At 67.2% G+C, this 14,081-nt stretch carries 7 protein-coding genes; all 7 read left to right on the top strand.

The window, feature by feature from the left end; genetic code table 11:
• Window positions 1–109 precede the first annotated feature (109 nt).
• Window positions 110–6,079, top strand: coding sequence for an Ig-like domain-containing protein (locus KIH78_RS08600; protein WP_219132025.1), 5,970 nt, complete (start codon window positions 110–112; stop codon window positions 6,077–6,079).
• Window positions 6,080–6,229: 150 nt separating this feature from the next.
• Entirely contained in the window at window positions 6,230–7,741 is a 1,512-nt protein-coding gene (locus tag KIH78_RS08595) for an AAA family ATPase (protein ID WP_236034531.1), read from the top strand.
• 59 nt (window positions 7,742–7,800) lie between these two features.
• Entirely contained in the window at window positions 7,801–9,015 is a 1,215-nt protein-coding gene (locus KIH78_RS08590) for a DUF58 domain-containing protein (protein WP_219132024.1), read from the top strand.
• Window positions 9,012–11,570 (top strand): transglutaminase TgpA family protein, encoded by a 2,559-nt coding sequence (locus KIH78_RS08585; protein WP_420830145.1) that lies wholly within the window; start codon window positions 9,012–9,014, stop codon window positions 11,568–11,570. Before KIH78_RS08590 ends, KIH78_RS08585 begins: the two co-directional genes overlap by 4 nt.
• Entirely contained in the window at window positions 11,567–12,529 is a 963-nt protein-coding gene (locus tag KIH78_RS08580) for a PP2C family protein-serine/threonine phosphatase (protein WP_219132023.1), read from the top strand. The genes KIH78_RS08585 and KIH78_RS08580 overlap by 4 nt, the downstream gene beginning before the upstream one ends.
• The gene (locus tag KIH78_RS08575) at window positions 12,529–13,215 is read left to right on the top strand and encodes a variant leucine-rich repeat-containing protein (RefSeq protein ID WP_219132050.1); all 687 of its coding nucleotides are present in this window, start codon (window positions 12,529–12,531) and stop codon (window positions 13,213–13,215) included. Before KIH78_RS08580 ends, KIH78_RS08575 begins: the two co-directional genes overlap by 1 nt.
• A 209-nt stretch (window positions 13,216–13,424) precedes the next feature.
• Window positions 13,425–14,036 carry an FHA domain-containing protein gene (locus KIH78_RS08570; protein WP_214315489.1) on the top strand — a complete coding sequence of 204 codons (612 nt, stop codon included), beginning with the start codon at window positions 13,425–13,427 and terminating at the stop codon, window positions 14,034–14,036.
• Window positions 14,037–14,081 lie beyond the last annotated feature (45 nt).

The following is a 14,081-nucleotide window of genomic DNA, read 5'->3' as shown; positions in this document are numbered from 1 at the left end:
ACGCCGCATGTTCCGTAAAACCGGGTGACATGGGGCGGGTGCCGTAGCGGCGCGTTACATTACAGATATATCCACACGTTCATCGGGCGGGAAACGACGGGAGAAGGTCATGGCCAAGTCGTCACAGGCTTATGAGAGGCGACGCAGGATAGGCGCGCTGCTACGCCGCCTGACGCCCTCGGGCAGTCGCGCATGGGTGACGCCCGTCATCACGCTGCTGCTGATTCTCGCCGGCATCGCCGGCGCGATCGTCATCAGCTCCGTCATGCAGCGGCATGTGCAGCTGGACGACGGCACGGTGTGGGTCACTTCGCTGAAGAACCGCAAGGCGGCGCGCTTCAACGTGAAGCTGCGGGAGGCGGACGCCGCCGTGGCCTCGTCGGCCCAACGCTTCGACGTCGCCCAGAACGGTTCGGACACGGTGCTGGACGAGGGCGGGAAATCCTCCGCCATCAAGGCTTCCACCATCGCGATGGCCGGCAGCACCGAGACCAAGGGGTCCATGTCCGTGATGATGAACGGCGGCACGGTGGCGTTCATCGACACGAAGACCGGCGACGTCTGGGCCGGTTCGTCCGATGACGTCGAATCGGTCGCCCCCTCGAGTGCGAAACCGCAGATGGCCTTGGGCGTCGGAGGCAGGGCCGTGGTGACGTCGGACGGCGCCGTGTGGGGATACCGGCCGAAGGACGGCATGGTGCTCAAACTCGCCTCCCCGCAGGACAGGAATGCCTCCGACACGGAATCGCTGACCGATGGCGGACGGATGAACGCCGATTCGTTCACCGTGGTGGGCGACGTCCCCGTCATCGCCTCCGGCAGGCAGGTGCTCTTCTCCGGCGGCAAGACCTCCACGGACGTGAATGGACGGCTCACCCTGCAGTCCCCGTCCGTGGACGGCGTCCAATCCGACTGGGTGGCCGCCGCGGGGTCCAACGGATTGACCCTCATCGACCTGACGAAGTCCGGGCCGGAGCCGCTCGTGCTGGAGTCCGGAGGCAAGGGGGAGCCGGCACGCCCCGTCTCATCGGGGGGCTGCGTGTACGCCGCATGGAGCCAGAAGGCGAACAACTACGTGCGCGTCTGCTCCGCGGATGACGGCAAGGCCTCGTTCTCGACGCTCCAATCCGTGAACGCCACCTCCGAACTCGTGTTCCGCACCAACCACCGGCAGGTCGTTCTCAACGACGTGGTCAACGGCAACGTCTGGAACCCCAGGGACTCCACGAACGTCATCAAGATCCAGTGGAACCGGATCCAGACGGAACGCACCAAGCAGCAGGAGCGGAACGAGGACTCCGCCGACAACCAGCGGGATTTCGCCAAGACGTGCTCCGCCCAATCCGGCCAGATCAAGGCCGAGGATGACGAGTTCGGCGCACGCGCGGGTTCCGAGCAGATCCTGGACGTGCTGCGCAACGACCATCAGACCGATTGCTCCGTGCTGCGCATCGACCAGGTGAGCGCGCCGTCCGGAGGCACGGTGACGGTCTCCCCCGTCTATGACGGCCGCTACATCCAATTGGACGCCACCAAGGCCGAACCAGGCACGGTGACGTTCTCCTACGACATCTCCGACGGTCACGGCCAGACCTCCACGGCCACCGTGAGCCTCGACATCCTCGGGACCGCGAACCAGGCGCCCGTGCAGAGCGACGTACCGCCGGAACTGTCCGTGGAACAGGGCGCCACCTATACGGCGAACGCGATGGGAAGCTTCACCGACCCCGACGGGGACCCGCTCACGCTCGTCTCCGCCGTGGCAAGCAATTCCGACCAGGTGACGGTCTCCACGCGTGCGGACGGACAGCTCGTGTTCAACACCGGCTCGCTCACATCGGGACGAGTGGGCGTGGAGGTCACCGTCTCCGACGGGCGTCTCACCGGCACCGGGACGGTCTACTTCTCCGTCAAGCCCGCGAACACGCTGCCGGCGGACATCGACCCGGTGGTCAAGTCCACGCTTCCCGACACGGACACCACCATCGACCTCAAGCCGTACGTGCACGGCACGGGCGCGCAGCCCGCCCAGCTGTCCGGCGCGGACGCGCCTTCCGGCGCCAGCGTGACGATGAACGCCGCGGACATGACCATCCAGTTCAGGGCCACGACGCCCGGCACCTACTATGTGCCGTACACGGTGACGCAGGGTTCCATCCCCGCCACGGGTCTGGCCCGCGTGGAGGTCCAGCCGGCGGCCGGCGAATCCGCCAAGCCCGTGGCGGCCAACGACGTGGCGCTGCTCGGCGCCGACAACACGGCCATCGTGGAGCCGTTGTCCAACGACATCGACCCCATGGGCGGCGTGCTGTCCGTCACCTCGGTCACCGCCGATCCAGCTTCCGGCATCAAGACCGGACTGGTGAGCCACAAGCGCGTGTACCTGACCGCACGTCAGGTGCCCACCACACCGGTGGAGGTCTCCTATACGGTGGCGAACGCCGCCGGGACGTCGACGGGCACGATCGTGCTGCAACCGCCCGCGCTCGCCACGGGCAACGCCGCGCCGAAGGCGTCGAACGTGAACACGCAGGTGCGTACCGGCGGCATCGTCTCGGTGGACGTGCTCGACCATGTGAGCTATTCGGACGGCACGACGGTGACCCTGTCCAACGATCTGCAGACCGACAAGGCCACGTTCCGGGGGCTTGCGTTCGTCTCCGGCACGACCGTGCGCTATCAGGCGTCGGACGAGCCTGGCGTCTATCCGATCACCTATACGGTGAAGGACAATCTGGGCAACGCCGCATCGGGTACGATCACCGTCACCGTGCACGAGCGCAACGCCGAAGGCAAGGCGGCACCCACGCCGCATGACACCGAGGCCCAGGTCGCGGCCGGACAGAAGGTCCGCATCCCCATCACGCTCACCGGCATCGACGTGGACGGCGACGACGACCAGCTGCTCGGATTGGGCAACAAGGCGCCGCAGCTCGGCCGCATCACGGAGGTCGGCGCGAACTACATGGTGTACGAGGCGTATGCGGACTCCTCCGGCACCGACACATTCTCCTACGCCGTGGAGGATTGGACCGGTCAGCGCGCGCAGGCGCAGATCCGCGTGGGCGTGTTCCAAGGGGCGTCCGACTCCGGCGTGTACGCGCGCGACGACTCCGTCACGCTCCGCCCGGACACCGCGGCGACGGTCCCAGTCACGCTCAACGACATCTCGGGGGACAACACCGACCTGAAGGTGGACGGCAAACTGGAGACCCAAGGCATCTCCGGCGCCAAGGTGGAGGCCAACGCCATCGCGTTCACCACGCCCTCCACCGCCGGAACGGCGTACATCGTCTACACGGTGAAGGACAAGGCTGGACTCTCGGACACCGGCACGCTCACCGTGAACGTGGACCCGAACGCCCCCATCGACCCGCCGCAGGCCTATGACTACCGCGTGCCCTCGGCCGCCACCATCGACAAACGCAGCGTGGACGTGGACGTCAGCCAGTGGATCGCGAACCCGTCCGGTCCCGCCGACGAGCTCCAGGTCGGCGTGCATGAGTCCGCGCGCGACCACGCCCGGGTCAAGGGCGGCGCGAAGTCCACCGTCATCACCGTCGACCTGACCGACGAGGCGCGGGCGGTGCCGTACACGGTGACCAACACGAAGTACCACATCACGTCCACCGCGTTCATCCAGGTGCCCGCATATGGCGTGTTCCCGCCGACGCTGCGTCCGAAGGCCCCCGCGCTCAAGGTGAACGCCCGCGAGACCATCCAGATCAACATCGCCGACTATGTGCGCGTCGGCGCCGGCAAGGAGCCGTACGTGGACGGCGCCGACTCGGTGAGCGCCACGAAGGCGGCGGACGATGACCTCTACGTGAACGACAAGACGCTGAAGTTCACCGCACCGAAGGACTATTCCGGTCCCGCCTCGATCACGTTCACCGCCGTGGACGGCAAGAAGGGCTCCGACAAGACGAAGATCATCAACTCGGCCGTGCTCACCCTGCCGATCACGGTGATAGGACGCGACGTGCCGGCGCCGACCTTCTCCTCGTCCACCATCGACGTGGTGGCCGGCGAGGACGCGAAGACCATCGACCTCAAGGCGCTCACCCACACTCCCGACGGCCTGTACGACGACGAGAAGCAGTACACGTACTCGGGAGGATCCTCCTCCGGCAAGGTGGAGGCCACCGTCTCCGGCTCCGGTAGCCTGCGCGTCAAGGCCGACAAGGACGCCACGCCCGGCACCACCGTCAGCGTGCCCGTCGACATCGCCTACGGCAAGGGCACGGTGCATGCGGGAGTGACCGTGCGCGTCATCGCCTCCACCAAGCCCCTGGCCCGGATCTCGGACAAGACCGTCAAGATCAAGGCCGGTTCCACGGAGACGGTGAACCTACTCCAGGACGCGTACAACCCGTTCCCGGACTCCCCGCTGACCGCGGTGCAATGCGTCTCGGACGACACGGCGAAGCTCACCGTGCAGTGCAACTCGTCCGGCAGCATCGCCATCACCGCCGCGTCCGACATCGGCGCCAGCTCCAACAAGGTGCTGGTCACCGTTCAGGACGGCACGAAATCCGCGGACCGCAAGGTGACGGGAACCATCACCGTCTCGGTGATCGACAAGCCCGACGCGCCGCTGCTCTCCCCCGTCGACGCCAAGCCGCAGGACGCCGCGGTGGACCTCACCTGGACGCCGGGATCCGCCAACGGCAGCCCGATCACCGACTACGAGGTGGCGTGGGGCGGCCCCACGAACGGGTCGAAATCGTGCGGCGCCGTCACCACCTGCAAGATCACCGGGCTGGCGAACGGCCAGACCTACACGTTCAAGGTGCGCGCCCGCAACGAGGTCGGATGGTCGAAGGACTCCAACACCACCACGGGCAAGCCGGACAAGGTGCCGGACGCCCCCGGCAAGGTGTCGCTCCAAGGCGCGAGAAACGCGGTCACCATCACCTGGGAGGCTCCAGGATCTTCGGACAAATCCTCGTTCAGCGCCCCCACCAGCTACAACGTCACGCTGACCGGCCCGGGCGGCTGGTCCAAGCAGGAGACCGGGGTGAAGGCCACCTCGAAGACATTCGACGTGCCGGACGAGGTCCTCAACGGCGGCACCGGATTCAACGCCAGCGTCCAGGCGGTCAACGACGTGGGCGCCGGCGCGGCCGCCACGGGATCGCTCGACTCCGGCGTGTACGGCAAACCGGACGACCTGACCGTCACGGTCACGCAGAACGGCGACAACGTCACCGGCACCGTGGCGACGGGCAACATGCGCGGCAACGCATGCGCGTCGATCACGGTCACGCATGGCGGGTCCTCCTCGAAGGTCCCCTGCGGCAACAAGTCGTTCTCATTCGCCATCAAGGACAACGAATACTTCTCCACATTCCAGGTGGACGCCGCGATGACCACGGACAAAGGCATCACCGTCAATGGCTCCGGGAAGACCGACGTCTCGACGAACATCGGCACCGTCTCCACCACAATCGGCAACGACGGCGGCGGCACATGCACGCTCTCCTGGAGATCCAGCGGCAAGGTGAACGGTGCTAAGGTCCGGTTCGGCGACTACTCGAACGACGACGACCAGGCGAACAGGAAAGATCTGAAGACGACGATCGGCCCTTGGGAGACCTGTCCGACCGCCACCGTCACGCCGACGTTCAACGGCCATGACGGAGAGTCCTCCACGGCCCCCAACGGGTACGTCTACCGGAAGAAGCCGACCATAGACCCGAACGCGCTGCGGCTGTCTTGGAACCGGGACAACCACAACCGCATCGACGTCTTCGGCACCAACGGCATCGACAACTACGGGCGCGACGACATCACCTCGTACACGCTCGTCGTGGACGGACAACCCGTCACCGGCTTCAACAAGCTGTCCACATCCATCGACGCATCGGGCATCCCCGCCGAGGCCGACGCCGGAGACATCACATGGAAGCTGACGGTGACCATCGAAAGCGAAACCTATTCGACGGACATCTCCGGCACCGTCTCCGGCATACGCGCCGACGCCGCGGAGAGCCAATCGCTGTCCGGGAACCTGCCGGAGTCGTTCTACGTCGAACATCCATGGGTAAGGGGGCTGGCATCCTCCATCCCACGCTGACCTGAACGGCGGCGTCCGCGCACGGCATCACCACGAGCCGCGAGCCCGCCAACGCCGACAACCCCATACCAGCACGCATCAGAACACACCACCAGTCTTCCGGAGAGACGTTTCCCTCCGGAGACGAGAACCACCATCAAGGAGAACCCCATGAGCGAGCACACCGGCGAACCGATCGACGACGCGACGACGCTGTCCGATTCCACGCACGCCCACATCCCCGCCAAGCCGAGCCTTCCCAACCGTCCCAACCCCTCGATTCCCGCGAAGCCGGGCGCCCGGCAGCAGCCGCTCCACACGCCCGAGGAGGATCTGGACGCCACCCGGCTCGGCTCGATGGCCGATATGGACGCCACGCGTCTGGGGCACATCGCGCCCGCCGGAGCCCCTTCGGCACCGTCCGCCTCTTCCCCGGTCTCCGCATCGGTGTCCTCCGCGCCGCAGGGCTCCCGGTTCCCGGCACCCGCGGCGACACCGGCCCCGGGCCTGCCCCAACGGTACGACACGACCACCGGACGCCCCGCCGCCATGTCCTCCACCGACATGCCGGTGACGCCCGATGACCGCACCACGGTGAACGCCCCCACCGGGAACATCATGCCCGCGGCCCCGGAGGCCGCAACGCCGGCCACCCCCACGACGGCTCCCCTCACCACGCCCGTCGCGCCGGCGACGCCCGTCCCCGGCGCCGCTCTCATGCCCGATGCCGGCGAGGACGTGCAGTTCTTCCGCAACGCGTTCGACCTCCTCGTCGACAACATCTCCAAGGTGGTCGTCGGCAAGGAGAAGCCCATCCGTCAGGTGGTGTGCGCTCTGATGGTGGGAGGCCACATCCTGCTGGAGGACAACCCCGGCACCGGCAAGACGCAGCTCGCCCGCGCGTTGGCGAACTCCATCGACACCAGCTTCAAACGCATCCAGTTCACCCCCGACCTGCTGCCGTCCGACGTGGTGGGCGTGACCTTCTACGACCAGAAAACCGGTGATTTCACCTTCCGTGAGGGACCGATCTTCGCGTCCATCGTGCTCGCGGACGAGATCAACCGAGCCTCGCCGAAGACGCAGTCCGCGCTTCTGGAGGTCATGGAGGAGCAGAAGGTCACCGTGGACGGCGTCACGCACGACGTCCCGCAGCCGTTCATCGTCATCGCCACGCAGAACCCGATCGAACAGCTCGGCACCTACAAGCTTCCCGAGGCGCAGATGGACCGCTTCCTCATCAAGACGTCCATCGGCTACCCCGGACACGACGTCTCGGTCGACATCCTCAAGCAGCTCGACGTGACGGACCGTGCCACCACCATCTCCCCCGTGCTCGGCGGCGACGACATCCTCGAGCTGCGCCGTACGGCCGAATCGATCCATGTGGCGGATGCCATCACCGAATACATCGTGCGCCTGGTGGAGGAGACCCGCCACAACGACCGCATCCTGGTGGGAGCCTCGATGCGAGGCGCGCTGGCGCTGACCCGCTGCGCCCGCATCTGGGCGGCGTCCGACGGACGCGGATACGTCATCCCGGATGACGTGAAGGACCTCGCCGTCCCCGTGCTCGCCCACCGCATCAGCCTCACGGCGGAGGCCACGTTCGCCGGCGCCACCCCGGAGGCCGTGATCGAACGCATCCTCGAGGAGATCCCGGCGCCGACCATCGGCGCCTGACATCGGCCCGTCCGACATACCCGTACACCATCCCAAGCGTCCCAACCGAAAGGCACCCCATGCCCACCGCATCATCCCGCCGTCGAAGGGCGGCACGCGCGGCAAAACGGATCCGGCATCACATCCGCCGGTTCCTCACGTCCTACATCTCCCCGCTGGGGTGGGCCGTGGCCGTCTCCGGAGTCGTGGCGGCCGTTGCGTTCATTCCCACCGGCTGGCACGAGCTGCTCGCCTACGGTGCGGTCGCGCTGGCGATGACCTTGGCGGCGATCGTCATGTCGTTGGGCAACACGTCGTTCGACGCCGCGATCGACGTATCCGGCCATCGCGTGACCGTAGGGGACACGGTCACCGTCCATGTGAACATCGACAATCCCGGACGCACGCCCACCGCCACGGCGCGGGGCGACCTGCCGATCGGCGAATTGCACGAACGGTTCTCCATCCCCATGCTCGCCCCCGGACAGTCGAAGCGGACGGACGTGCAGTTCCGCACCATGTCGCGTGCGGTGCTGCCCATCGGCCCGCTTCGCATCCGTAAGGGCGACCCCTTCGGCCTGATACGGCACGAGAAGCGTCTGGCGGAGCGGATCACGCTGTTCATCCACCCCCTGACCGTGCAGCTGGACACGCTCGACGCGGGCATGGCACGCGACCTCGAAGGACAGCCGAGCGGGCAGATCGTCGACGACGACCTCGATTTCTACGGTCTGCGCGAATACGTGCCCGGGGACGACGTACGCAACGTGCACTGGCTGAGCACGGCGAAGACCGGCACGCTGATGATTCGCCAATATGAGGCCACGCGACGCACCGACACCTCGCTGACCATCGCCGTGAACCCCGAGGAATACGCTTCGGCCGAGGAGTTCGAGCTCGCCGTGTCCGTCCACGCCTCGATAGGCGTGCGATGCCTCATGCAGGACCGTCCGTTGGACACGCATGCGGGGACCGTCCATGCCTCGCCGCGCAACGCCATGGCGTTCCTCGACTCGTGCAGCATGATCGAGCCCGACCGCGACGACAACCCGAATCTGGCCGAAGGGACCCTGACGCACAGCCCAGACGCCTCCTTCTACTTCCTCACCGTGGGGTCGCTGCGCGACGTGGACGGCATCAAACGTCTGGCGCTCGCGCTGCCGAAATCGGCGTCGATCCTCATCCTGCAGACCTGCTCGGGCGCTCCCCGCGCCATCCGCCGGTTCCCGGACTTCACGCTGGCCACGGTGGGCGAGCTCGACGACCTTCCGCTGATCATGGGGGTGCTCGCATGACGTTCCCGACCATGCCGTTCGACCGGTCCTCCACCTCGATGCCGGACATGTCCGCACCGACCGGGACGCCCATCCCCGATGGCACGGGGACGAACACCGCCACAGCCACCGGATCCTGGGCGGATTCCACGCATTCGGTGATCTGGATGACACGCGGCGGCTTCGCCACGCCGCTGAACGTCGGCCGCGAGCCGTGGGGCAGGCATATCGGCAACCTGGCGGTGACGGCGGCGCTGACGCTGCTCGCCGTCTCCAACCTCATCGACGTGTACGGGGATTGGGCCCGTTGGGCCGCAATCGCGATACCCGCCACGATCGTCGGCTGCCTGGTCGCCTTGGCCGGAATCAGGCCGGCGATGCGCCTGTGGTGGCAGATCGTATTCCTCACGCTCGCGCAGTTCGTCGTCGGCCCGGTGGTCGCGTTGAACGACACGACGATAGGCCATGTACTGCCGTCACTGTCGACGCTCGCGCAAGGCTGGCAGAGCACGTTCGGCTCGTTCAAATACCTGATTTCGATCGAGCCTCCCACCGGCACCGCCGACGGCTCCCTGATGGCGGCATGGACGCTCGGCCTGTGGACCGCGTTCCTCACGGGGCTGTTCGCCGTCATGCGTGACGCCGTCTGGGCCATGGTGGGCGCCATCCCCGTGTTCGCCGCGAACGTGGCCGCGGCGCTGCTGGGAACCGATTCCGGCTGGTGGCGTCCGATATCCGGCATGGCCAGCGCGATTCTGCTCGTCGTCTGGCTGTCCGCCCGTTGGAGGCTGCTTGAGCTCGGCCGCTGGCTGAGCTCGCTGGTGATCCTTGTCCTCGCCGGCGCGATCGCCGTGGGCGCGTGCCTCGCCGTCCCCCAGCATCGCGTGGTGCTGCGCGACCATTACGAGCCGCCGCTCAACCCGTACGACTATACGAGCCCTCTATCCGGATTGCGCTCCTACGTGAAGGACCATAAGGATGACACCGTGCTCACCGCCCGGGACCTTCCGGCCGGCACCCCCGTCAGACTCGCCGTGATGGACCGCTTCGACGGCAACGTCTGGAACCTGTCCGATTCGAGGTCCGCGGCCGATTCGTCGAACTACCGCAGAGTGGGCACGACGATCGCTGAGGACGAGCAGGGCGAACGGTTCACCGCCACGTTCACCGTGGACGAAGGGCTTGCCGACACCTGGCTGCCGCTCTCGGGTGCCGCCACGTCGGTGACGTTCACATCGAAGACGGACGCATCGTCCTTCTACTACAACACGGACACCGATTCCGCCATCTACCCCAAGGGAACCGTCAAAGGCCTGACCTACACGGAGCGCGGCGTGATTCCGAACACGCCCACGGACAAGCAGATCGACGCCGCGGACGCCGCATCCGTGGACCAGCCGGAGGCCGAGGACGTCCCCGACTCGGTGAGCAAACTGGCCTCCGCTATTGCGGGCGGCCAATCCAAAGGCGGCGAAGCGGCCCGGGCCCTTGCGCAGAAGCTCAAGGAGACCGGCTGGTTCTCGCACGGTCTCGAAGGCGACTACCCCTCGCTGCCGGGGCACGGCAACTACCGCGTCGACAAGCTGCTCGCCGGCACCGAAATGGTGGGCGATTCCGAACAGTACGCCTCCGCCATGGCGCTGATGGCCCGCGAGCTCGGCCTGCCGAGCCGCGTGGTGATGGGCTTCATCCCCAAGAACAAGGACGGCGAGATCACCCAGTCGCGCACCGAGAAGCAGGGCACGCACACGGTGACGAAGTTCACCGGCAACGACATCGAGGCCTGGGTGGAGATCAAGCTCGACGGATACGGATGGGTGGCGTTCTATCCCACTCCCAAGGAGACGAAGGTCCCGGACGAGAACCAGGACCTCTCCCCGCCGAACCCGCAGACGCTGGTGAGACAGCCGCCGGTACCGCTGTCCGATCCGCTGCGCGACGAGCAACAGGCGAACGGCAACTCCACGCTGGCCGGCGAGGATGCGGACGATACGGGCACGAACCTGTTCTGGGCCCGGTTCGCACGCATCGCCGCCCGCGTCGCCATATGGGGCAGCCCCCTGTGGATCCTGCTGCTCGCCGCCGCATCGATATTGCTCACCAAGGCCGTGCTGCTGGCGCGGGCGCGCGGACGAGGCCCGGCACGCACCCGCGTGGTGGCCGGATGGGGAGCGCTCGCCGCATTGGCGAAGCAGAGCGGCGTGGACGCGCACGGCACACGACGCGACCAGGCGCGCGCGATGGCGGACCAGCTGCATCTGGATGCGGCATCGTTCCGCACGCTCTCGAACGACGCGGACTACGCCGCGTTCTCCGGTCAGGACATCACCAGCGGACAGGCGGCCGCGTACTGGCGTGACGTGGACGCCATGCGCAAGGCCATGCTTGCCTCCCTGCCGCGTCTGCGACGCTGGCGCACCAGGCTGAGTCTCAGGGGATTATTCGGCGAATTACGGCGGAAGCCGGCAAAACGTCATATATTGAATACCGGAAAGGGTTCCGCCGCATCCCGCACCTCCAAGCATCAGGGCGGCGGACGGACGCACGCGGCCAATGCAGGGAGGCAACGCCCATGATCATCGGACAGCTCGAGGCCGGTCTGGCCACCGACGTTGGCCTGCGACGCCGCAGCAACCAGGATCTCGGCATCGCCGAACAGGGCGTGTTCATGGTCTGCGACGGCATGGGCGGCGGCATGGGCGGCGAGCGCGCCAGCGCGCTCGCGGTACGTCACCTGCGCGCCCTGTCCGCCCTTCGCGACCGGCGCCGCGGCGACATCGAACGCACGCTCGCCGCCGCGCAGGCCGACGTGGTGGCGCTCGGCGAGGAACTCGGAGGCGTGGCGGGCACCACCGTCACCGGAGTGGTACTCGCGCACAACGACGACGCGTACGCCGGCCCACGAACCGGCACGGCCGCCGCCACCGCGCCTTCCGACGGGCATCCCGTCGATTTCGACGACACGATGTCCACCCCCATCGACGGATACGACAGTCTCGCCTACGTGGTGAACGTAGGCGATTCACGCACCTACCACATGGACGCGCTGCCCGACGGCTCGGCATGGGACGCATCGACGCTCACGCGCATCACCCGCGACCATTCGCAACGTCAGGAGGCCATCGATTCCGGCGAGATGCTGCCTGACGTCGCGAAGGCGCTCATTCCCCGCAACGTCATCACGCAGTGCATCGGAGATCCGGAGGGCATCGCCCCGGACCTGTACGTGGCGGACGCCACCGGCCGTTTCATCGTATGTTCGGACGGACTGCACGCGGAAGTGGCCGGGGACGAGACGATCGCGTCGATCGCCGCCGCCCATAACGACCCGCGGCAGGCCGCCGAAGCGTTGGTGAAGGCCGCGCTCGAGGCGGGCGGCAGCGACAACGTCACCGTGGTGGTGGTCGATATGCCCATGAACGAGCCGGAACGACACGGCTGGGCGGTGACTAGACTGGGCGATGACGAGGATATCGGGGAAATCGCCGACGAAACGTTGCAGACCTTACGAACCATAACAACAAGGAGGCCATGATGGTCGATTACGACGCCGCGGTCGCGGCTGTGCAGGACCCGAACGCGGATCCGATCCTACTTGCGAAAATCGCCTATGAGAACCCGGAGTTCGGCGCGAACGTGGCGGTGAACCAGCGCGCATACCCCGGTCTGCTGCGCTGGCTGGCCGAATTCGGCGACGACCGCGCACGTGAGACGGTGGCGCAGATGGGCTACACCGTATCGGACTCCCCCGCCGGCGCACATCAGCCCGCGGCGGGTGCCGCGGCGGCCGCGGAACAGCAGGCCCAGCCGGCGCAGACCGGATACGCCGACCCCTATGGCGCCGCGCCGCAGGGTCAGCCGGTTCAGCCCGCGCAGCAGCCGGCCGACCAGTACGCCGCCTATGCGCAGCCGCAGCAGGCCCAGCCCGCAGCCGACGCGTACGCCGATCCGTACGGCGCCGCCCCGCAGGGCCAACCCCAACAGCCCACCGGCCAGTACGCCGCCTCCTCCTACGTCCAGCCCGCGCAGAACCCGTACGGGTTCACGGCCGAACAGGCCCGCACCACCACCGACCAGATGCAGATGGCGGAGATTGCGCAGAAGGCCCCCGAACTGTACCCGGCCCTGGCGCAGAACCCCAACCTGTACGAAGGACTGGTGCAGTGGCTCGCCCAGCTCAACGATCCGGCCGTGAACGCGGCCCTCGCCACCCGTAAGTGACGCACGGACGTCACCATTCGATCCGAAGACCCGATTCGACGCGTCCGGCGTTCCGGCCATGACAGGCCATGGTTCCGGACGACGGCGCATCGGTCTTCATTGAGGAGCATGTCACGATGAACACTGTGATTCCTTTCCCTCCCGCCCCCGAGCCCGGCTGGTACGCCGACGATCCCGTGCAGGGCGCCGTTTCCCAGGCCGCGCAACCCATGGCCGCGTCCGGTGACGCCCCGGTCCACGCCACGCCCGTCGCCGACGACTCGCATGCGCCGGTCCAGGACGCACCGTCCACCGAGGCCCGCCCCGGCCTGGCCTCCACCGGGCTGACCGGCACCGGCCCCATCGTCACGGGAACGTTCGTCTCCGGCCAGACCGCCGCCTCGGAACAGGCTGCCGCACCACACACCCCCGAACATGCGCCCGTCGACGACCATGATGAGGACTGGGACAGCACGGTGCTGTCCAGCTCGTTCACCATCAAGCAGACGCGGAAGACGTATCTGCTGCACAACGACGTGACCGGACAGAGCATCCTCATCGACCGCAGCGTGCTGCTCGGCCGCAAACCCTCCGAGGAGATTCCGGAAGGCGCGAAGGCCGTGAAGATCGAGGATCCCACGCGCACCACGTCGCGCAACCACGCGGCGATCAGCATCGACCAGAACGGCCAGCTGTGGATCGAGGACTACGGTTCGCTCAACGGCACGTTCATCATCAAGGACGGCGAGGAACACCAGGTGGTCAAGGGCACGCCGGCGGAGCTGGACGCACCGGCCACGCTACGCATCGGCGACCAGTTCTTCACCCTGCAGGAACAGTAGCCTCCCGTCACCGTTCCGCCCGTTCCCCCTATCTCCGCCCCATTC

It is taken from the genome of Bifidobacterium saguinibicoloris, from assembly GCF_019331725.1.
GTDB lineage: Bacteria > Actinomycetota > Actinomycetes > Actinomycetales > Bifidobacteriaceae > Bifidobacterium > Bifidobacterium saguinibicoloris.
The sequence above is the reverse complement of the archived record's forward strand: the minus strand, read 5'-3'. Positions and strand labels throughout refer to the sequence as shown.

What these genes read in the sequence shown, in the direction of transcription:
- KIH78_RS08600 (WP_219132025.1), top strand. Translation starts at nt 110, where the DNA reads ATGGCCAAGTCGTCACAGGCTTATGAGAGGCGACGCAGGATAGGCGCG.
- KIH78_RS08595 (WP_236034531.1), top strand. Translation starts at nt 6,230, where the DNA reads ATGAGCGAGCACACCGGCGAACCGATCGACGACGCGACGACGCTGTCC.
- KIH78_RS08590 (WP_219132024.1), top strand. Translation starts at nt 7,801, where the DNA reads ATGCCCACCGCATCATCCCGCCGTCGAAGGGCGGCACGCGCGGCAAAA.
- KIH78_RS08585 (WP_420830145.1), top strand. Translation starts at nt 9,012, where the DNA reads ATGACGTTCCCGACCATGCCGTTCGACCGGTCCTCCACCTCGATGCCG.
- KIH78_RS08580 (WP_219132023.1), top strand. Translation starts at nt 11,567, where the DNA reads ATGATCATCGGACAGCTCGAGGCCGGTCTGGCCACCGACGTTGGCCTG.
- KIH78_RS08575 (WP_219132050.1), top strand. Translation starts at nt 12,529, where the DNA reads ATGGTCGATTACGACGCCGCGGTCGCGGCTGTGCAGGACCCGAACGCG.
- KIH78_RS08570 (WP_214315489.1), top strand. Translation starts at nt 13,425, where the DNA reads ATGGCCGCGTCCGGTGACGCCCCGGTCCACGCCACGCCCGTCGCCGAC.